At 37.5% G+C, this 22,714-nt stretch carries 11 protein-coding genes; 1 reads left to right on the plus strand and 10 read right to left on the minus strand.

Annotation, left to right across the window (positions count from 1 at the left end; all coding sequences use genetic code 11):
• Positions 1 to 81: 81 nt before the first annotated feature.
• The 10 genes from V8G61_RS01890 to V8G61_RS01935 all read right to left on the minus strand — a co-directional run bounded on the left by V8G61_RS01890 (position 82) and on the right by V8G61_RS01935 (position 20,362).
• Entirely contained in the window at positions 82 to 2,799 is a 2,718-nt protein-coding gene (locus tag V8G61_RS01890) for a carbohydrate binding domain-containing protein (RefSeq protein WP_394873732.1), read from the minus strand.
• Positions 2,800 to 2,813: 14 nt separating this feature from the next.
• Entirely contained in the window at positions 2,814 to 3,662 is an 849-nt protein-coding gene (locus V8G61_RS01895) for a family 16 glycosylhydrolase (RefSeq protein ID WP_394873733.1), read from the minus strand.
• Positions 3,663 to 3,692: 30 nt separating this feature from the next.
• Positions 3,693 to 5,126 (minus strand): glycosyl hydrolase family 16, encoded by a 1,434-nt coding sequence (locus V8G61_RS01900; protein WP_394873734.1) that lies wholly within the window; start codon positions 5,124 to 5,126, stop codon positions 3,693 to 3,695.
• A gap of 11 nt (positions 5,127 to 5,137) precedes the next feature.
• Positions 5,138 to 8,320: a glycoside hydrolase family 2 TIM barrel-domain containing protein gene (locus V8G61_RS01905; RefSeq protein ID WP_394873735.1), complete on the minus strand. Its 3,183-nt coding sequence runs from the start codon at positions 8,318 to 8,320 to the stop codon at positions 5,138 to 5,140.
• 335 nt (positions 8,321 to 8,655) lie between these two features.
• On the minus strand, positions 8,656 to 9,732 hold the full coding sequence (locus V8G61_RS01910; protein WP_394873736.1) for a glycoside hydrolase family 16 protein: 1,077 nt from the start codon (positions 9,730 to 9,732) through the stop codon (positions 8,656 to 8,658).
• Between the two features lie 87 nt (positions 9,733 to 9,819).
• Positions 9,820 to 10,755, minus strand: a complete 936-nt coding sequence (locus V8G61_RS01915; protein WP_394873737.1) for a glucan endo-1,3-beta-D-glucosidase — start codon at positions 10,753 to 10,755, stop codon at positions 9,820 to 9,822.
• 27 nt (positions 10,756 to 10,782) lie between these two features.
• Complete coding sequence (locus tag V8G61_RS01920) at positions 10,783 to 12,792, minus strand: hypothetical protein (protein WP_394873738.1); 2,010 nt, start codon at positions 12,790 to 12,792, stop codon at positions 10,783 to 10,785.
• A gap of 16 nt (positions 12,793 to 12,808) precedes the next feature.
• A complete protein-coding gene (locus tag V8G61_RS01925; protein WP_394873739.1) occupies positions 12,809 to 14,311 on the minus strand; it encodes a RagB/SusD family nutrient uptake outer membrane protein in 1,503 nt (500 codons plus the stop codon).
• A gap of 10 nt (positions 14,312 to 14,321) precedes the next feature.
• Positions 14,322 to 17,342, minus strand: coding sequence for a SusC/RagA family TonB-linked outer membrane protein (locus V8G61_RS01930; RefSeq protein ID WP_394873740.1), 3,021 nt, complete (start codon positions 17,340 to 17,342; stop codon positions 14,322 to 14,324).
• Positions 17,343 to 17,560: 218 nt separating this feature from the next.
• Positions 17,561 to 20,362, minus strand: coding sequence for a LuxR family transcriptional regulator (locus tag V8G61_RS01935; RefSeq protein WP_394873741.1), 2,802 nt, complete (start codon positions 20,360 to 20,362; stop codon positions 17,561 to 17,563).
• A gap of 313 nt (positions 20,363 to 20,675) precedes the next feature.
• On the opposite strand from V8G61_RS01935, the gene V8G61_RS01940 reads away from it, so the two are divergent.
• Positions 20,676 to 22,712, plus strand: a complete 2,037-nt coding sequence (locus tag V8G61_RS01940; RefSeq protein ID WP_394873742.1) for a transketolase family protein — start codon at positions 20,676 to 20,678, stop codon at positions 22,710 to 22,712.
• Positions 22,713 to 22,714: the final 2 nt, after the last annotated feature.

The raw sequence follows: 22,714 nt of genomic DNA on the forward strand, positions 1-22,714 counted from the left end.
TTAATTTTATTTTAAAGGCTAGTTCAAAAAATGAATTTTTTTACCAGCCTTTATGTAATTTAATGTGAATTTAATTTTAATCTATTTAATTTTAAGAGATACATTATCTATATAAACTGTTCCATCACAGGTTGTTGCTCCTCCACAAACTACTTCAATTAATAAAGAAATTCCTCCAGAAACGGTTCCGCCTGATGTAAATGTAAATGTATTTGTATTCCAAACTCCGGGAGTTACGTTTACTGTTCCTAGATTGTGAAGAATAGCTGGTTCGCCATCAACAGCACTTTCAGAGAATGCAAGAACATTCACTACAGCACCATCAGCCAGAGATAAGACTCTGGAGTCAAGAACAACTTCCATTAATTGATTTGGAGATACAACGCCAACACCAACACGTTCTGCTTTAACTCCGGGGTTATTAAATTGACCAGCAGTTATTTTGGCGGAATAAACGCCACCGCCACTACTAAAGTCGCTGCTTATAGCTGATGAACCACCATTGTCAAAAAACAACCATCCTGAACCATCACCGTTACCGGCTTCAAAATCACCGTTTGGAATTAACTCGCCGCCGCCACCGGCACCGCCGCCGCCGCCGGTTCCATCTAACACCAGTGAAACGTTATCAATATTAACTAATCCAATTTCTGCTCCCGAATCAAACAATACACGTGCATCTGGTGCACCAAAGCCAGTAGCTGTAAGTGTAAGCGTAAATGTTTGTCTAACGGCTGTTAAATTTACCGCTTCTGTCGTGTTTGAAAAATCACCACCACTTAGGCCTATTCCTGCTAATATTGTTCTTGAACGATCAGACCATGCATCAAAAGTTAAAGTATAAGTGGCATCCTGAGTTATGGCAAGTTTTTGACTCATATTGACATCAAACGCATTTCCGGCTGCTGTGACATCTACTGAATAATATGTGTTACCAGCATCTGTTACTACAGGAACGGGATCGCTTCCTACTCCAATTGTCCAAGGGCTAGCTCCGTTTTCGAAGTCGCCGTTAACAAGTAAACCGGAGTCAAAAGCACCGCCGCCACCGCCGCCGCTTCCTGAGCCATATAAGGCCAGGTCGTCAAAATAATAGGTGTCTGTATTGTTTGCATTCAGATCAAAGAAAATAACTATTTTATTAAACTTGTTACTGTCTGCACTTGTAAACGGAAATGTTAATTCTTCCCATCCACTAGTTACCGAAGTCGTTAAAAATTGTTCTACGTTATTTCCTGCGTTTCCAATTTCTTCAAGTTTAATTCGTACTTCGGTGTTAGGTCTTGAAGACCATACCTTAATTTTTAAACCGGTATTCGCATCAAAATCTAATTTCGAATCTAAATCGATTTGATTATTATCCCAAGGGTTATTACCTAACTTTGTAATTTGACCTACTTTACAGGACATGTTCACGTCATTATCAAAATCCGGATTATCTATCCACTGAAAATCACCGCCATCTTCGATGATACTAGCACTAGGATCAGACATAAATGTAAGATTTAAATCTGCTCCCGATAAAGACTGCATAGTTTCAGCTGTACATGGATTGGCAACTTCACCAGTTACTTGAGTGATATCATCGATGTAGAAAGTTCCTACTGATGTACCAGGGCCGTCAACAAATAATACCATATCGTTGTAAGATGCGGTTGAAGTAAAGGTAAAGGTCAGTTCTTCCCAACCTGAACCTGTATGGTTTACATCAACCTCTATTGGAGCTTCAGTACCATCTTCAAGTTTTAATTTAATAGGTAGTGCCTGATCTGAAAATAATTTAAATCTAATGCCCTTAAGGGTTGTAAAGTCTATTGGAGTATCTAAGTTGAAGAAAGCATTTTCAAAAGCTTCACCAGAATTAGTAATGACACCAACTTTCGTTTCTTGCGCATTAATGCCTGATGTTTCAGGGTTATCTAAAACATTGAAAGATACATTACCCACAATTTTAGAGGTGTAATCAATACCATTACAATCAAAATCTATTGGTAACTCTAAATTTGTTTGTAAACAAGGAATATCAGCAGTTTTAATCTGTGAAATATTATCTATATAAAAGGTGCCTGAGCTTGTGCCAGGGCCATCTACAAACATAGTAAATCTGGAGTAGCTGGCAGAAGAATCAAATGAAAAATAGATCATTTCCCAGCCCGATCCGCTATGACCTGCTGTAGTTTCAACAGCAGCTCCTGTGCCTTCTTCCAATTTTAATAAAATATCAACAGCTGTATCTGACCAAAACATAACTTGAATGGTTTTATCTGTAGTTAAATTGATAGGAGCTCCTAGATCCAGATAAAATCCTTCATAAGCTGCACCGCTATTTACAATTTTTCCAACTTTAGTAACTGTATTGTTTACTCCTGAGGGATCAGGGTTGTCCACCACACTAAAAGCGGCTCCGCTGAAAACTTGAGCATCGTATTTTGTGTTTTCACCATCAAAAGTGATTGGTAAAGTTGCTATTTCGGGAATTAGAACAACGATTTCATCCTCAAAAGTATCGGTAGCTCCTGAAACATTTTTAGCTTTTAAAGTAACCGTATAGGTGCCGTTTTCATAAATTTTCACAGGATTTATTTCAGTAGAGGTGTTCTCATCTCCAAAATCCCACTCATAGGTATTTGCATTCTCTGAAACGTTTATAAAAGTAACAGTACCATTATCTGCATTAAGTGTATACGTAAAATTAGCAACAACTTGAGGTAAAACAGCCTCATCCTCTTGGCAGCCTAAAGCGATAAGCGCTAGGAATAAAACTGTAATTTGCTTAAAATTTTTAATTAATTTTTTCATTGTTTTTTATTTTGTTAGTTGAAACTATTCTTATACACTCGTACATAATCTACAAGCATGGTTTGAGGAAACACGGTTTCTTCATTTGGAGGACCAGGTAAAGAACCTCCTACGGCCATATTTAAAATAATATAAAAAGGGCCATTATTAAATACCCACTCCCCGGGAACATCCTCAGGGGTAATTTGATTATATAAAACATCGTCTACATAATAATTTATGTAATCCGGACCCCATTCTATGCCAAAAATGTGAAAACCGGTATCGAATCTGTCATTTTGTAATTCATAAGATTTGCTAATAGACTCTCCTCCAGAATATCCTGGTCCGTGAACAGTACCAAATACTGTAGTCGGGGCGTTACCAGTATATTCCATAATATCAATTTCGCCAATTTCCGGCCATACTTTTGTGCCGTTAGAATCATCTCCCAACAACCAGAATGCCGGCCAAATACCTTGGCCATAAGGAAGCTTAATTCGGGCCTCAAAACGCCCAAAGGTTTGTTGAAACTTGCCTTTGGTTATTAGTCTGGCCGATGTGTAAGATGCACCTTCGTAATTTTCTTTTTTAGCCGTAATGATGAGAATACCATTCTGTACCGTTACATTGTCACTGCGGTCTGTGTAATATTGTAATTCATTATTACCCCAGCCATTATTACCTGTGCCGATATCAAAACCCCAAATATTGTTATTTGGAGCGCCATCCGTGCTAAATTCGTCCTGCATCACTATTTCAGTAAAAGTGGCAACGGTTTGTTTTTCATCTACTTCGCAACCAGTGAATATAAGGGTGATAAGTAGAAATGAAATCAAACTTAAAACACTTGGTTTTGAATACTTTATAATTGTTTTTTTCATTTTTAGTTTTTTGAAATTCATTTATCCGACTTATTGCTTGTAGAAATACATATTGTCTACCAAAATTGTTGATATAGTGGCATCAGATATAAAGAATATTTGTGCCAAATTACTTCTACTGGATAAGTTAAAATCGGATAAAGGGATATCCAAACTAATCCATTGGTTTGATAATAGTTCTGAACTATTTAAAGTTATCCTTCCACTAGAATCATTATTTCCTCCAAAGGCATTATCTGATCCAAAATCTCCTAATTCTATAGAAATAAAGTCACCGGATTGAATAGGCTCCTGTACTTGAATATCTACATGGAAAAAGGTGTATTGAGAAACGTCTATCGTAGGGTTTTTAAATTCTGTAGCCACAAAGTTGAGATCAGTGTATTGTATAATATTGTTGCCATTTACATTAATATTTGCGCCACCCAGAGTTGTTTGGAAAGGAGCAAAAAACCCATTGTAAAAATCGACCGGGATATTATCATAAGCGTCGCTAAAAACAGATATGACATTATTAGCCATCTCTGTTGGATCTGGAGCCGCTACAAAATTGCCCAACGATTCAAGAGTTAAAGATCCTGCTGCTTTTACGCCATTTAATTGCGCTGTAAGAACTGTTGTACCTGCACCTATAACGGTGTAAACACCTGATTCATTAATTATAGCCACTTCCGGATCAGAAGATTTAAAAGTGAAATATGCCGGTGAAGCTGTTACGGTTTGATTAATGCCTGAAGCTAAATTAAAGGTTTGTGTTAAATCCGCTAATTGGTTAGTAATTCCTATAAAGCTTTGTTCACTAATATCCTGTCCACCTAGAATTGCAGGTTTCGGTTGAGCGATGGTTCCCAGTTTTTCAAATTTTAATTCGTCAATCCAAAAACTATAACCTACTTCGTTACCAACAGGTCCAATACCAGCTGCGGCATATCGTAACATGCCACGTTCCTGAAAAAGTTTAGAAGGATCAGGAATTGGTATAATGTATTTCACCCAGTTTGTGGTTAGACTCACATTAGTTCGGGTGGTTATAAATTTATTTTCTATAAAATCTTCACCAAACCCTATTTCCGAAATATTTACGGCCTGAGAAGCTTTTGCCCAAAAAGTTAAAGCGTCGAAATTAGTTAGGTTTCTACCGGAACCATCACCATCAATTCTAAAAATAGCTCCTGCAAAATTACCTTCGGGGTCATTTGCATTAGGAACATCAAAGCGCATGGAGGCAGTGCCTTCATAGCTAACTTCATTATCTACAGACCAGGCTGTAGCTTTAGATCCACCGTAGGGTAGGTAAAAACTAGTACCTAATCCTATAGGGTTATCTGTAAAAACATCTGATGTGGATGGGTATTCGGCAAATGTAGCTTCATCCGAAATTTCTCTTTCGCAACTTACAATAACTCCAAAAGCTAAGGCGAATAAGAAAAGTGTTTTTGAATAAACTGTTAGTATATTTTTCATTTTCATTTTTTTTATTTTCCTATGTTGATGTGTACGTAAGTTCTGATTTCCCATTCCTGACCATCATCAAACCCAACGGTACTCACCGTTGGTACTGGTGGAAATGTATTTGGCTCTACCTGATTAGGTGCGTATCGTGGGGAGTACTCGTTAAGTGATCGCCAAGTCCCTCGGATACCAATTTTAGTATCGGGTAATATAAACCAATCTGGTTTCCCGATGGTTGTTGAAATGTCCAACATAAGTTGAACAGGGTAGGTGAGGTTAAAGTCTCGGTGATAATCATAAGGTCCCCAATCATTAATTTTGAAAGCGTGAACCACCTTAAGTTTATTATAAATTACTCGTATATCACCACCTACACGATCAATAACTCTTTTATCGCTGCCATTGGCTTGCCCATTTCCTGCATATAAATTAGCAATAACACCTAAATCACGACTGGCTTTAGATACAATTCTTGAATGTGCTTCCCATAAATCTACTGCTGGGGCGGAATTAGAAAAGGCAAAAGAATTACGGCTGTCTAAAAATCCAATAGCGGCATCCTGAGTGGTTGGAAGATGTCGATAAACGAAACCAAAATTAAATGCCAATTTAGCATCCTCTGATCTGTCGTTATCCCATTCATACATCCAGGTTCCTGGTGTTGGATCGTAAGTAAATAATATTTCGCCGGCAGTTGTTTCTCTATTGGATCTAACCACAAACGGATCAGCCTGTATATTTCTGAGTCTTCCAGGCGATTGCACGTCATTTGGCATGGCTCCAACAATGGGTTTCTGCCATAAAAAATTAGGTGCAATTTGCATGTTACCTATAGTATAGGTAAACCCAGTTAGAAAGTTGGTTTGGTTACCACTACCTGTATCCTTTAAACGCCAACCTGTAAATGTTTGTGTTTGATCGGCTCCTCCGTTGGCTACTAAACCTTGTGCAGCACCTTGAGCATACCAATTAAATTTTCCTCCCTGATAGGTTATTTTTGCCTTTGCACCCCAATTATCTTTCCAGTTGATTTTATCATTATAAATGATGTATTTATCATCAGAACCAGGATTGTTTGGGTCATAATTAGGGTTGTCTTTTGTTATTTGAAATTCTCTACCATTTAAAGGATCTCCTCCCCAAATACCGCCAAGTTGAAAATCAAAGGCACCCAATTCTTTTTCAACCATTAAAGTAGCTCTTCGTGTTTTTGGCTGCGGAATTGCAATGGAAGTAACAGCTTGCCCTGCCTGATCAAGATCTTCATGATATACAGCAGCCAGATCAAACTGACCAATTTTCGTTTGATACTTTAATAAAACAGCCGGGTTAGCACCCCACCATAATTGTGGTCCGAATGCCGCCTTAAAACCTTTTAAGCTTCTTTTTCCATCAACTTCAAAACCTGAAATTTCACCCTGATAAATGTCAAGATTTGGTCCATAATTAGCCTCTGGGTACAAGCCAAAGAAATCACCTTCGTAGCCCCAGTGATAGTGGCCTGTTCGGTAAAACCCTCTTAAATCAAAATCTTTTGCATTCCAGGTATATTCTGCGTTATAAACTTGGATTCTGTTTCCTGTTACAATATCTACAGGTCCATCTTCAGTTTGAACTGTAACCGGGCGACCTCTATTTTCGTAAAAAATCTCATTGATTGGATTAGTTGCTACATTTCCTAAAATGTTAAAGTTAACATTCGCTACCATGTTTTCACTAGGTTTGCCTTCCACACCTACAAAGTAGGATTGCATTTGATCAAAGCCTAATTGATTAGGATATGTTGAGTTATCATTGGGATCTGCATCTTGAGGGGTTGTTAATAAAGTACCTCCAGTATTAAAGGTTGTAAACTCTGCTCTTAAATTGCTTATTCTCAATTTTTGACCACCACCATTTTCAAGAGCTGCCTTATCACCTCGCGCTTTTAAAACGGCAGCCATTAATTCGATACCATCAAAATGATTTTTAACTTTCTCGATTGTAACGCCTTCTCTATAAGGATTTAATTGATGCGCTTCCTTTAAAGCATAATAAGCTGCTCGAGGATATAATTCATATAAACCTCTTGGGTTTGTGGGGCCTTTGGCGCAAATACCAAACCATTCTTCATTCATGTTATTTTCACCAGGCAACAGATCTAAGGCATAACCACCATTAGCCCATGAAGCATCGTTATCATGAACATCAGCATTTTTTCTTTCATCAAAAGCGAATTTCCACCAGCCATCGCTAAATTGAAAAGTAAAACCTCCTAGAGAATTGTTTGCCAAACCGAATCCTGCCGCATTTTCATATATTTCTTTCCAGTTTCCTAAGAGGTAATAAGCCTGAGATTTTTGATCTTCTTTATTTTCAATGGCATTATAGGCATCGGCTCCAAATTCTGTAAACATAATAGGCTTATTCAACTTGTCTTTTACAACTTGAAAGATATCTCCAAAGGAAACCCCGCGATATACATTGGTACCATAAATATCTATATCGGGACATTCCTCTGCTACAATATCCAGAAACAGGACATCACCATTACAAATAGCCACGGGATGCGAACCATCCATGGATTTCATTTTTTTGGCAGCCTCATTCATGAGTTTGTACATTGGTCTACCTCGGTTTTCTCCAATGAAATTTATTTTCTTTTCATCATCCGGAAAATCTTCTGTTTCCGCTCCTTGCCAAAAAAGGCCATAATTATTTTCATTCCCTAATAGATATAATAAAAGACCCGGTGTGTTTTTATATTCACGTACTAGCGTTTCAATTTCGTTCATCAAGAACTTTTGGGTTTGTTCTTCAGAGTAAATAGTTATAGGTGTCCAAACGCCATCCAAGGTTAATCCATAGCGACCGAATGAATGATTAAGCATGGTATAAATGCCGTAATTTTCATAAATATATTTAATCCATTTTGCCGGAACGCCAGTGTATAAACGAAGAACATTAACGTTCATGTTTTTTAAAAGAGACATTTCTGAATCGAGCCCGGCTTTAATAACGTCATCTGATTTTTTCCAGAAATTAGCATTAACAGTATTTGTTCCAATAGGGATGTAGTCCCAATTCATACCATTAATCATGAAATCTTTTCCGTTTACGACTAATTTCATGCCCTTATCATTATTTACAACCTCTACCTTGTTGGCTTGCGCAATCGTGGTTGTTGTAATTAATAAGAGTAATAATTTTAAAAAATTATTTTTCATATCTACTTAATTTGAATGACCCGTTATTATTCACTTTTTTATTTAAAAGTTGATCCTGGGTTGATTTTTCTAAAAATAAGAAAACCAATTATGTTTTTCGTTAAAAATACCTATACAAAAATCATACATGATAAAAATTGTGCTTAAACTTTAACAATTTTTCAATAAAAAACATGATTTATTGAATTATTACTTTTTTAAAAAGTTGTTAAAAACAATCTGATGTGTGTTTTGTATAGCTGTTGTATGGGTATTTTTTATTAATTATTATGGTTTAAAATTTTTAGAAAGTAATTTTTTAAAAATAAACCCTTTTATAGCTGTTTAATTTATGATTATTGATATAATCTGACATAATCGATCTCCATAATATCCTGAGTGAATCCTGCAGGTACGTTCCCACCCAAAGTTCCACCCATGGCGATATTCATAATTAAAAAGAAATCATTATTGAAAGGTAAATTGCTGTTTAAAGCGATTTCGTAATACTTCACATTATCAACATACATTTTAATGTATGTTTCAGACCACTCCATGGCATACACATGAAATTGAGACCCTGCATTTGAAATAGCTGTTTTTAAACCGTAACTGGCCGTACTTTGACTAGCTGAATTATACCAGTGGCAAGTGGCCAAAACTTCATTTTTATTGGTTCCGGTTTGCTCCATGATATCAATTTCTCCACAATGGGGCCAGCCAGCTGTATCAAAATTACTGCCTAACATCCAGATCGCTGGCCATGTGCCTGCTGAGCTTGGTAGTTTCGCTCTAACTTTAAGCGTACCATATTTAAACTCTTTCAGGTTTTCAGTTTTTAATCGTGCAGACGTGTAACCTCCGGCACCGTCAGATTTTGCTAATATTTTAAGAACACCATTTTCAATAGCTGCATTATTAATGCTGTTGGTATAGGTTTGTAATTCCTGGTTACCCCATCCGCCAGCACCTAAATCATAGGTCCAATTTTTGGTGTCCGGTTTTCCATCTTTAAAAAACTCATCGGCCCAAACCGGAGCAGTACCGTCATAATAGGAAACCGTCACTTGTTTGAATACGTTTATGCTATTGTCCGTTTCTGAGTAAGCGATGACTTTTATCTCATGAATCGCTACCCCTTTTTTTTCGTTGAAGGTTACCTGATAGGTTCCATCCGAACTTCGAATGGCGGCTCCGTCATTAATAATAAAGTCATAACTTACTGCATTGGTTGCTTGAGCAATTAAATTCACTATGCCTGATCCATCACCATATGGTGTATTTGAGGTTACACCTTGAACCGTTGTTGTAAGCGCCAAATTTGAAGGTACTGTATTTGTCGGAGGACTAATTGGTGGCGAATCTTCAGAACTCGAACAAGATAACAGAGCAAGTATGACAAGATTAAAATAATAGAAAGAAGTTTTCAACATAGATAGAAGTTTCTTGAAATTTGAATTTGAAAATAAGGGGGCTATGCAGCCCCCTTTATTTAAAAAATTAACACTTCAATATGGATCTTATTCTGCGATCAAAGTGAAACCCCAATCGAACTGACCATTTCCATCGGTTGTTTTTATAACCATCTCATTTTCTGAGCGGCTTAAAATTTGATATTTATGATCTCCGCCAACGTAGTAGCCAATAAATGATAGACCACTTAGTGAAATGGTTTCGACATCACTTGGAGCCGACAAGGACCATTGTCCAGTATAATCAGAGTACGGATATTGGATGATGTCTTGTCCTTCTGCTTCACCTCCAGCACCATTTAGCTCTTGAATAAGAACTTCTCGTCCAAATACGGTACCTGAAGTATCAGTAGTAGGATCGTCATTGGTGCTATCCGTGATATGTGTGAAGGTACCATCTTCATTAAAGATGTATCTGTCATCATACATACCCACGTGACTTTTATCGCCAGCAGCAGCACCGTAATATTCAAAAGGATTTGTACCTCCAGGAGCACCTAAACCAAAATGGTCCTTAGCTTCCGATTTGATACGCCAGGTTCTTGAACCATCTCCGTACAGCATTTGTAATAGATCTGCTGGTGGTTCGTATAATGAAAGCACATTATATTCTTTAGTTACACTGGTAGACACGCCACCTGTTCCATAAGCCACTGCAGTAATGGAATAGGTAATCTCACCTAGGGTAGCAAAGATGTAAGATACTTTGCCTGATTTTTGAAGAATGGTTTGTCCTTCAACAACGATGTGGAAAGAGGTTGCATTTTCAGCGGTTGCTGAAATTTCAACCCGACCACTACCAAGTCCGGGAGCAGTCGATTCGTCTAGATCGCCGTCCTCATCAATATCGTCCAGATATTTTACTGATATTTGAACGTTAGAAGGTGCTGAAATATCACCAAACGGGATGTCCTCATCTTGACAGCTGGTGAAAAACAGCAAGCCGAAGATTAACGTTCCAATTATATATTTTAAATGTTTCATTGTATTCAATTTAAATTATTTAACAGATTAATTGGTTAGTGCGAAATCATCATAATAGTACGATGAACCGTCTCCAGCTGTGCCGAAATCGAAAAATATAACAACACGCATGTAGTCTGCAACAGGTGCCGCACTAAAGTCGTATGTTAAAGTTTCCCAACCATCAGCAACAGTCGTAGTAAGATCAACCTCATGAGTTACAGAGGCATCTACATTCTCTAACTTTAGTTTTACTGTAATACCGGCCTTTGGTGACCAGGTTTTAACACTAATACTTGTGTATGAGGTTAAATCTAGTGGTGTGCCAACTTCAAAGAAACTACCAGCCCATACTTCTGAGCCATTAGATTTAGTGAGGGCCGCAACATTTGCGCTGGTGTTGATGCCAGACGCATCAGGGTTGGCAATCACTTCAACTCCTGCACCACCGAAATTTGTGAATGTAGGTGCTGCACCTTCAAAATCCTGGAATCCAAGCGGAGGAAGTTGTCCTGTTCCTTTCAATTCAACATCATCGTAATAGTATGTTGAACCGTCTCCGGCTGTACCAAAGTCGAAGAATAACACCACACGCATATAATTTCCGGCCGGAGCTTCAGAGAAATCAAATAATATATTTTCCCAAGCATCCGCCACTGTTGTGGTTTGGTCTACTTCATAAGTAACAGAAGCATCTGCGTTTTCTAATTTTAATTTAACTGTAATACCTGCTTTTGGTGACCAGGTCTTAACATTTATAGAACCAAATGTTGCCAGGTCTATAGGAGCTCCGGTTTCAAAGAAACTACCTGCCCATACTTCTGAACCATTACTTTTAGTAAGGGCCGCAACATTAGCGCTGGTATTGATGCCAGAAGCATCTGGGTTAGCAATAACTTCAACTCCTGCACCACCAAAATTAGTGAATGTAGGCGCTGCACCTTCAAAATCTTGTATCATTTGAGCAATTGGAACGCCAGCAAAATCCTGCTTAATATTATCTAAGTAGAAGGTCCAATCTGCACCACCGCTACCAACAGTACCGATATCGAAGAACCAAACTATTTTCTGATAACTTTGCGATGTATCAACATCACTGAAATCGATATCTACATTTTCCCAGGTGCTATTTCCTTCAAGTGTCACTTCTTTTTCTATGAAAATTCCGGGATCATTCAGATTTTCAAGTTTCATTAAAAACTTACCTCCTGCTCGTGGAGACCAAATATCTAAGTTAATAACCTTTTTGTTGCTGAAGTCGATTGGTGATGATAAAATAATAACGTTACCAGCCCATACTTCAGGTCCATTTTTCTCAGTTTTTGCAACTATTCCAGCTGGTTTGCCACTAGTATCTGGGTTGTCAACAATTTCAGCAGTTGCACCACCAAACCCTATATATTTACTGGCATCGAAAACTTCAAAGCCTATGGGTAATTCAACCGGTACATTGATAGTAATATCTGTTGTGCCTTCCGTACTTTCTGCACCACCACTCAAGGCTACTACCTTGATGGTGTAATCACCTACGGCAGGATATTCAAAACTTACCGTTTCTCCTAATTGCATTGGCGTAGCAACCTCATCTGGATTTGAAGTATCAAAATACACTTCAAAAGATGCAGCGAAATCTGCTGTAGCAGATACATTCACCTGGAATGGATTAGCGGAATCGATCTGTGCGTCGATAACCAAATTTTCAGGTGCCTTGAATGACACTACAAGATCTTGTGTTACCACATTTTTCAATCCTGTAATGCCAATAGCTTCTACCGTGAGGGAATATGTTCCCTCGGAATAAACGTGTTCATAGCTTTCTCCTTGTTTTACTGAGGCTTGTACTTCACTGCCATCACCTAGATCAATATTATAGGTTACAGCACCCATGCCGTTCGGCGTTATTGAGACAAGACCGGAGTTGTCCTGAGATATTTCAAAAGCTAATGAAATATCTGTTGGAGACTGGGCCGACTCAACAAAGCTTAAATCGTTATTGTCCGGATCGCAACTCACGAAGAGTACCAAAACGAAACTGATTAAATATTTTAATGTTTTCATATCTTATGTTTTTTTATTAGTAACCTGGATTTTGAGCCCATCTTTCTCCTGATAACTGGATTTCTTGAATAGGTATAGGAAATAGATCGTGTTTACCAGATTGGAAACCTGGAATATAATCTGATGCCTTATTTGTTCTTACCAAATCAAAGAAACGATGTCCTTCACCCATAAGCTCTAAACGACGTTCAACTAAAATAACATCGTTAAAGGCGTTTAAGGAAAGCCCTGAATAATCTGATGCATCAGCCGTATCAATTGGTAATCCAAAAGCTCTTCGGTGAACTTTGTTTAATGCTTCATAAGAATCAGTTGTTGGACCTCCATTAGCATTGGCAGAAGCCTCCGCATACATTAAAAGAACATCAGCATATCTGATAGCTCGGGTATTGTTAGGGTTGGTAAGTGCTGGATCAGGACGGTTCAAGTCACCCTGACGTGCGATATATTTTCTGTTGAAATAACCTGTTTGCTCATAACCGGCATTCTCATTGTAAGAGGCCTCAGGGTTATCAGCTAGCCACTGAACAATATCCAAAATAGAATAATCTCTGCGGATATCACCATCCTCATAAGCATCAAATGATTCTTGGGTAGGAACATTAAAACTGTATCCAAAATCGAAAACAGGACCTTCATATTCTCTTGGGCCATTAAAACCTATAGCGTAGTTACCTTCTAAACAATAGAAACAGGCATAAGAACCTCCGTCAACATCAGAATACTGAATCTCGAAAACAGATTCATCATTGTTTTCTTGCTCGTTTTCCCACATCAACGGTGCTTCAGTTGGTGTTAATAAGCGGTATGTGCCACTATCTATCAAGCTTTTTAACACGGCAGCTGATTCAGGATATTTTTTATCGAATAAATACACTTTTCCTAAAAGGGCTTGTGCTGCACCTTTGGTAATTCTGCCGGTTTGATTTACGGTTACCGGTAAATTAGCTGCAGCGAATTCCAGGTCTTCTTCAATTTGAGCATAAACCTGAGCTTGAGGCGTACGATCTATTTCGAATTGATCACCAAACTGGATTCGTGTGTCAATGGCCATAGGCACATCTCCAAACCACTTTGTTAATTGGAAGTAGTAATAGGCGCGAAGGAATCTTGTTTGTGCAAGTACACTGGTTTTATTAGGAAAATCGAGTTTATCCTTAAATTCCATAATGTAATTCGCACGATTAACACCAGTATACATCCATGTCCAGATATCTCTAAGCTGCGCATTTACAGGTGTGTGGATCATGTCGTCTATTTCCTGAAATCCAGGTGTGTCTAATGCATCTTGTCCACCACATAGGGTATTGTCTGAGGCAATCTCGCCCAGTTGATAAATTTTTGCAGTAGATTGCAGCATATCATAAGCGGCAACCAAAGCATCTTGGTAATCTTCTTCAGAGTTGAAGAAATCCTCTGTGTTCGGATCTGGTGATTTTACATCAATAAAATCATCAGAACATGAATTCATTGCTATTAAAGCAAATAACGCAAGGATTTTAATATTTATATTTTTCATAATGACTTAATTAAAATTTTAAGTTAACACCTAATAGGAATGTTTTAGCACTTGGGTAGAAACCTTGGTCTATACCGCCTCCAATTGGAGCACCTGTAGATGCTGTTGGATCGTAACCACTATATTCTGTTAGTGTAAATAAGTTATTTGCAGAAACATAAAAACGCAGTTTATTAATCTTAGAATCTTCTAAAACTTTACTAGATAGAGAATATCCTAACTGCACATTTTGCAAACGAATAAAAGAACCATCTTCTACAAAGAAATCAGAAAATAAATTGTTAGGAGATGTTCCACCGGTAACTCTTGGATACTCGTTAGTCGTTCCAGGTCCTGTCCATCGTCTTAATCTGTAAACCGTGCTGTTGGTTAGTGGGTTCGTGTTTTCATAGTTTCTTACAATATCATTTCCTATTGAAGCAAACGCATACGCAGAAAAATCAAAATTCTTATAATCTAAACTAATATTCAGACCCATCGTAGCATCCGGAATTGGGTTTCCTATATCCACTTTATCATCCTCGTTAATAACGCCATCATTATTTTGATCTATATATCTGATGTCACCCGGTTGTGGTGCAACGTTACCTACTGCAGAGTTGTCAATTTCTTCTTGATTTTGATAGATCCCATCGGTTTGAAATCCGTAGAAATATCCAAGCGGATGACCGGCTTCCATTCGAGATGGTGCAGGCTGTCCAATACCAAAGGCGCCACCTTCAAGAACTCCAGTGTCTGTATTCACATACTTCACTTCGTTTCTTAAATAGGTTACATTGTAATTAATACTGAACTTAAGATCGTTGGCAAAGGTATTGGTGTATCCTAATACTAATTCAGCACCCTCGTTCTCAACAATACCACCATTCACATAAGGAGCACCACCGACACCTAAAAGACCTGAAATTTGAGGGATCACGAGTAAATCTTCTGTACGCTTTTTAAAGTAATCGGCTGTGATACTAATTTTATTGTTAGCTAACTTCATATCAAAACCAATATCTAAGGTCTTTTGTTTCTCCCATTTGATTTCAGGGTTACCAATGGCGCCACTGGCGGTACCGATAATTTCTTGGTTATTGAAGATGTAAGTACCTTCACCATCTAATAGTGATAGGTATCTGAAGGCTCCAATTCTTGAGTTACCAATAATACCATAAGAAGCTCTTAATTTCAAAAAGTTAATTGACTTGCTATCCTTCAAAAAATTCTCATCAGAAGCAACCCATCCTACAGAGCCGGAAGGGAAGTAACCGAATTTGTTTTCTGGGCCGAAGTTTGAAGATCCATCACGACGAATAACTCCAGAAAGTAAATATTTACCTTTATAATCATACTGTAATCTAGCAAAATATGATAACAGTCTGGTATCAAAGGTTCGGTATCTTCCTGTTGTCCGGTTTAATAATTGAACAGTATTAGCATTTTCTAAAGTAGCTTGCGCCGGATCATTAGTTGGTAAACCAAAACCAGTTCCACCTTTAAACTCACCAGTTTCTTTTGAAACGGATGTTGCTAAAAGTACTTTTAAGTTATGAGTGTCATTAAATTTGTTCTCATACTTAACAAACGCATCAAAAATGTAATCTCTGTAATATGTGTTAGTAAGGGTAACAGTAGCTTCATCGAGTACGTTAAATACCTTTCCACTTCCAAAGAAGGCGGTAGGATCGAATATTTTACCTTTAACTTCAGCGTAGTTGAACTGTATGTTTGATTGCGCGGTAAAGTGATCTAAAAATTCATAAGAAAGACTCGCGTTACCACTTAATCTAAAAATTTTAGTTCTATTATAATTGTCATCGATCTGTGCGATAGGGTTGATAACCTCAGCTCCCAATCCATCTGCAATAGTATACTCGCCATTGGCGTCTCTTACACCCAAAACAGGGTTCATGTTTAGTGCGTTGAATAGTACAGATGCGTTTGAGTTTTCGGGAAGGTTTCTTTTATTAGAACGTGTTAATCTCACTCCTGTAGCTAATTTAAAGTTATCTAGGAAATCAACATTATAATTTGCGCTATTCGTTAAACGTGTATAGTTTGATGACGAACCGCCAACAATACCATCTTGAGTCAAGAAACCACCACTGTATGAATATGTGCTTTTTTCTCCACCACCACTCAATCGAATGTTATGATTTTGAATTGGCGCATCTTCAAAAACCTGATCTTGCCAATCTGTTCCAACACCCAAGGTACCTATATTAGTGTATGGTGGCACATTACCAGCTGCCGCTAAAGCTTCATTCACTATTAAGGCATATTCTGTAGCGTTTAACACTGGAATTTTTCGTGTCGTTTGCTGAAAACCACCATATGCATCGTACTCAACGCTAAGAGGCATTTCTTTACGACCTGATTTTGTTTTGATCAAAATAACACCGTTTGCCGCTTGAACACCATAAATACCGGCGGTGGCATCTTTAAGTATGTTGATACTTTCAATGTCCGATGGATTTATAACACTAAGGTCTTCAATTCTCGTCCCATCCACCAAAATTAATGGTCTACTATCGCCATTGGTAGAAATACCACGGATACTAATATTAGCACCACCACCTGGAGAACCGGATTGTGTCGTAATATTTACACCGGCAACCTGACCTTGTATCGCTTGTTCAATACGTTGTGGTTTAAGCGCCTCAATATCCTGCGCCCCTATAACACTAACAGCACCGGTAGTTTCCTTTTTGGTTTGTGTACCATAACCAATAACAACAACCTCGTTTAATTGAGAAAGGTCTTCTTGCATGGTTACAGCAAGCGCACTACCATCAGTAACTTGTAAAGTTTTTGTTACGTAGCCAACGTAACTGAAAGAAAGGGTTGCGCCAACTTCAACATTTGCAATGGTAAAAGTACCATCGAAGTCGGTTACCGCTCCTTTACTCGTGTTTACAACAACAACGTTAACACCTGGAATCGGAATACCAGAAGCGTCTTGTACATTTCCACTAACCTGAACTGTTTGTGCACTGGCTACGGTGACACACAGAAGAGCTAGAATTTTTAAAAAGGTTTGTCTCATTTGAGTTAAGTTTTAGTTTTTTGTAAATGTATTAAGCACTTTTTGTTAACAAGTATTTAACACCTTTACAAAAAACATACAAGGCAAAAAAAAACGCTCAAATTTGTGAAAACCTTAATATTCTTGGTGGTTTATTGTGAATTTAGGAATGTATTGTATAGGCAGAAAAACCCTCAATGTTGTGGTGTTGTATAGGTGATTTCCCTATATGTTGTGGATTATATTTCTAAAATATAATCGGAAAGACTGTCGTTATGCTCCAAATTCAACTTTTTACGTAATCTGTAGCGTTTCACTTCGACACTACGTGGTGAAATGTTAAGTAGGGGTGCAATTTCTTTAGAGGATAAATTCAAACGTAAATAAGCACATAGTCTTAAATCATTTGAGGTTAATTCCGGGTGAGATGATTTTATCTTTTTCAAAAAGTCCTTATCGGCGTTATTGAAGGCCTCCTCAAATAACTTCCAATCATCATTATCGCTTAAATTTCGATCAATTATTTTATTTATCTTCTTAAGTTGCGTCACATTATCTATGCCTTCCAGTTCCTTTTTAATATTGTTTAAGAATTCATTCTTCTTAATCAAACTCATAGTTGAAATCCCCAGTTCTCTATTTTTGTTTTCAATATCCTGCCGAAGTTTTTCATTATTGAAACGCATGAGTTGTTGTTTGTTTTCTAATTCCTTTAATTCTAGTTCTCTTGTGGTTTTTTCCAACAGACGTTCACGTTGTTGTTTGTAATAATGCTTGTAAATGTTGTGCATAATTATAGAGAATATAATTACAAAAAGTACATAAGCAATGATCATGGTTTGCGATAAATACCAGGGTCTGTCAATGGCGAATGTGTATGACGCCGTATTTTGAGATAGTGTATTTCCAACTTTGGCCCGAACGGAAAAGGTGTAATCACCAAAAGGTAAATTTTGAAATGCATTTATTGGCGTATCCGACCATTCACTCCAACTGGAATACAAGCCATCTAGTTTGTATTGGTAATATACATCCAAATATTTATCGAATTCCGGTACATTGTATTCGAACGTAATATTATTGTATTTGTATTCAAATGTTTTATTACTGCCTAATTCCACTAATGAAGTACTATCCGCAATGGAATGGGTTTGGATGGTATTTATGTTTATTTTGTAATCTTTTTTCTTCAATTTATTCATGTCCAAAACAACATAACCGCTTGAGGTGCCAATGAGATACTGATCGTCTTTAAGCCAGGCAATATTTTCATATCCCGTTAATCCTTTGGATAATGTTCTTGAAATTGGGATACGATTAATTTCCGGTGTTTTGGCAAATTTCCCTGTAGTAATATAATTCAGATTGTCCTTTGAAAAATTCCATAGCATGTCTTGCGTTTTATCTAAAATCATTTTTCCAGACAAATAAGAGTCTTTAGTATAAAGCTTAGATAAAATACTGTCTTTTTCGAACTTATTATCTTGATTATTAAATCGGTATACACCTGAGGCGGTACTATAAAATATAGAACCATTGTATTTTACAACACAAGATTTTAGGCTTTTTCCTACAGTTGTGTCGATCTCAGTTTCTTGTGCTTTGGTCAGTTCAGGATTTACTTTAATTCTGAATACACCTTTATTCTCATGGCTCACAAAAATGGTGTTGTCTTGAATCTCGAAAAACCTACTGGAAATATCAAAGTTTTCAATTTTGTTTCGGATGTGCCACCCTTGATTATCAGCTTCAATAATATAAAGGCCGCTATAATTTCCCTGTAAAAACAGTTTCGGATGATCAGGAATGGGTTTAATATCCCATGCCCCCCGGGCCTCCAAAGCTAATGTAGCCTTGTTGTTTTTAATAATAAAGGTACCGCTGTCATGACAACACCACAAGGTATCGTCAATAAGTCTTAAGTTCCAAACGGGTCCTTGAGTATTCTTTATGAGATTGAAGACGGTGCTTTTAGAATCCAGTGGTTTGTAAAACAAGCCCTGATTGGTACCTAGATATAAGGTATTTTCATAAATCAAAGATGCGTAAACAGTACCAAGCTTACCTTCATTTTCAGTGAATAACGAAAAGGGAGAGGTCATATTGATGCAATTGATACCATTATCTAATGCCAACCAAATGTTTTCCTTATCGTCTTCAAAAATATAATGAATGGTATTGTTGCTCAAACCGGTTTCTGTATCGATCTGTTTTATAATTTCTCCAGAAGGTGAGAGAAGGATTATACCGTTAGATCGCGTGCCTAGAATGTATGAGCCATCACGTAATTTGGCACTTCGATAAACACTAACCTCTGTTAATACTTTATTGGCTGGGACCTGCCACTTATTAAGAGCACCTTCCTTAAAGGTGTAAAACCCATTATTCTCGGTTTCGATTAAGATGGTATCTTTCTCCTTATAAATATTAACGAGTAGATTTTCTTTAATTACAAGATCGTCAGAGACCAATTTGGATTCTCCGTTGTCTATCATGTATAATCCCGTTTTTTCTTCCTGGAAATATATGTCATCTTCTAATTTAAATACTTTATATATAATCCCTTCCGACGTAATGCGGCTGTAGGTGTTATTTTTTTTATTATAAATGAAAATACTTTTGAATGATTGAAACAGAATGTATTCATCAACTGCAATAATATTCCAGAATTCTTCGTCTTCAAAAAATTCAATGTCAAGTTCGTCGGAAATGGAATGGTATTCCAGAATGCCAAAGGAGTTTTCTTTCCAAAATCCAAACTCCCGATAGCTTCCGGTATAAATTAAATTGTCAATGACATGAACAGAACGCATAATACCACTGGGAGATGGGAATAATTTCCATCGGGAACCATTAAATTCTAGCAATCCGCTGTTGTTTGCAACGTAAATGTAGTGGTCTTTAGACTGCGAAATACTCCAATTTTGATTTTCAGCGTTATAAACTTTTGATTCATAAATGGCAATAGGAGGTAATTCCTGAGCCGCGGAAAAAAAAATACTAAAGAATAAAATATAAATGAGTGTTCTGCAATACCTCACCTTGATAATTTTATGTTGAGGTGCTAAGTTAGTGAATTTAACGCTATTATTGAATTTCCTCTTTTTTTGTATGGTGGTTATCGCGTTTTGTTCAGAAATTCTTCGGATTGAATTTCAGGATTAATTGAGTATTAAAACTTCAAGAAATAAAAAAACTAAAAAAATCCATAGGTGTCATGATGACACTTATGGATTTTTTATTATATATTTGCAAAGATATTTTTATGCGGAGATTATAAAAAGTTTCGTCATGAATGTTATCAACTTTATGTTAACAAAAGTCATAATCAACACAATTTAAGCACATATTACAATGAACAAAAAAATCGATCAGCAAGCGGCAGATAATATTAGAGCACTAGCCGTAGCCATGGTAGAAAAAGCAAAATCAGGACATCCGGGAGGCCCCATGGGTGGTGCGGATTATATGCACATCCTTTATTCAGAATTCTTTAATTACGATCCTACCGATATGACCTGGCCGTTCAGAGATCGATTTTTTATGGATGCCGGACATTTGTCTACATTGATGTATGCACAATATTACTTGTTAGGGAATTATGCCAAATCTGATTTGGAGCAATTCAGACAATGGGGATCGATAACACCTGGGCATCCTGAAGTGGATGTAAAACGTGGTGTGGAAAATACCTCGGGACCACTTGGGCAAGGACACACCATGGGAGTTGGTGCCGCTATAGCAGCCAAGTTTTTACAGGCCCGTTTTGGAGATTGGATGAATCATAAAATTTATGGATTTATTTCAGACGGCGGTATTCAGGAAGAAATATCTCAGGGTGCCGGCCGTATTGCGGGTCATTTAGGCTTAAGTAATTTTATCATGTTTTTCGATTCAAATGATATTCAATTATCAACTCCTACGGATGAAGTAACCACTGAGGATACTGCTATGAAATATAAGGCCTGGGGTTGGAAGGTTATTACTATTGACGGACATGATCACGATGAGATTCGTAAAGCCTTAACTGAGGCAAACAATGAAACTGAAAGACCAACCTTAATTATAGGAAAAACCATAATGGGGAAAGGTTGTGTAACTGCTGAAGGTGCTATGTTTGAAGGGTATACAGAACTTCACGGTCAGCCTATTGGGAATACCGGAGCAGATTATGAAAAAACACTTTTAAATTTAGGTGCTGATCCGGAAAATCCATTTGATATATTTGAGGAGGTAAGTTCGTTCTATAAAGAAATAATTGCTAATAAAACGGAGCAGGCTGCCCAGAAAAAAGCTAAAATATCGGCTTGGAAAAAAGATAACGGAGCTTTGGCTAAAAAACTAGATTTCTTCTTTTCAGGAGAATTACCGGAATTAGATTTTTCTGAAATCGTACATAAAGAAGGTTTGGCTACCCGAGCTGCATCAGCGAATATTCTTGGTTATTTAGCCGAGCATGTTGAAAACATGATCGTGTCTTCCGCCGATCTTTCGAATAGCGATAAAACGGACGGTTTCTTAAAGAAAACACATGCTCTTCAAAAAGGTGATTTCACCGGAGCGTTTTTACAAGCTGGAGTAGCCGAATTAACCATGGCAGCTATTGCTAATGGTTTGGCCTTACATGGTGGTGTCATTCCTGTAGTTGCCACATTCTTCGTATTCTCTGATTATATGAAACCTGCCATTCGGTTGAGCGGTATCCAAGAATTGCCTGTAAAGTTTGTTTGGACGCATGATGCCTTTAGAGTAGGGGAAGATGGACCAACACATCAGCCAATTGAGCAAGAAGCGCAGATCCGATTATTAGAAAAATTAAAGAACCATAGTGGTAAAGCTAGTTTCATGGCTTTGCGACCTGCTGATTCAGCTGAAACTAGTGTAGCTTGGAAAATGGCTCTGGAAAATAAGAACACACCTTCCGGTTTGATTCTTTCAAGACAGGGTATCAAGGATGTGCCGGCACAGAGTGATTCTCGATATAATGATGCCTTGGCCGCTGAAAAAGGTGGGTATTTGGTGAAAGAGGTTGATAATCCTGATGTGGTTCTTGTTGCAAATGGCTCAGAAGTTTCAACCCTTATTGATGCAGCAGGCATTTTGGAATCTGAACATAACCTTAAAGTGAATATTGCTTCGGTAATTTCCGAAGGTGTTTTCAGAACCCAGGATAAGGCCTATCAGAACTACGTCATTCCAAAAAACAAACCATTATTCGGTTTAACAGCCGGTTTACCAGTAAATTTAGAAGGTCTGGTTGGAGAAAAAGGTTTTGTATTTGGAGTGGATCATTTCGGTTATTCCGCTCCGGCGAAAGTCCTTGATGATAAATTTGGATTTACCGGTGAAAAAGTGAGTCAAGAAGTATTAAATTATTTAAAAACAGTTTAACA

Source organism: Gaetbulibacter sp. M240, assembly GCF_043876815.1.
Lineage (GTDB): Bacteria > Bacteroidota > Bacteroidia > Flavobacteriales > Flavobacteriaceae > Gaetbulibacter_A.

Bases quoted from the DNA above. Each gene is read 5' to 3' on its own strand.
- V8G61_RS01890 (WP_394873732.1), bottom strand. From the start codon at position 2,799: ATGAAAAAATTAATTAAAAATTTTAAGCAAATTACAGTTTTATTCCTA.
- V8G61_RS01895 (WP_394873733.1), bottom strand. From the start codon at position 3,662: ATGAAAAAAACAATTATAAAGTATTCAAAACCAAGTGTTTTAAGTTTG.
- V8G61_RS01900 (WP_394873734.1), bottom strand. From the start codon at position 5,126: ATGAAAAATATACTAACAGTTTATTCAAAAACACTTTTCTTATTCGCC.
- V8G61_RS01905 (WP_394873735.1), bottom strand. From the start codon at position 8,320: ATGAAAAATAATTTTTTAAAATTATTACTCTTATTAATTACAACAACC.
- V8G61_RS01910 (WP_394873736.1), bottom strand. From the start codon at position 9,732: ATGTTGAAAACTTCTTTCTATTATTTTAATCTTGTCATACTTGCTCTG.
- V8G61_RS01915 (WP_394873737.1), bottom strand. From the start codon at position 10,755: ATGAAACATTTAAAATATATAATTGGAACGTTAATCTTCGGCTTGCTG.
- V8G61_RS01920 (WP_394873738.1), bottom strand. From the start codon at position 12,792: ATGAAAACATTAAAATATTTAATCAGTTTCGTTTTGGTACTCTTCGTG.
- V8G61_RS01925 (WP_394873739.1), bottom strand. From the start codon at position 14,311: ATGAAAAATATAAATATTAAAATCCTTGCGTTATTTGCTTTAATAGCA.
- V8G61_RS01930 (WP_394873740.1), bottom strand. From the start codon at position 17,342: ATGAGACAAACCTTTTTAAAAATTCTAGCTCTTCTGTGTGTCACCGTA.
- V8G61_RS01940 (WP_394873742.1), top strand. From the start codon at position 20,676: ATGAACAAAAAAATCGATCAGCAAGCGGCAGATAATATTAGAGCACTA.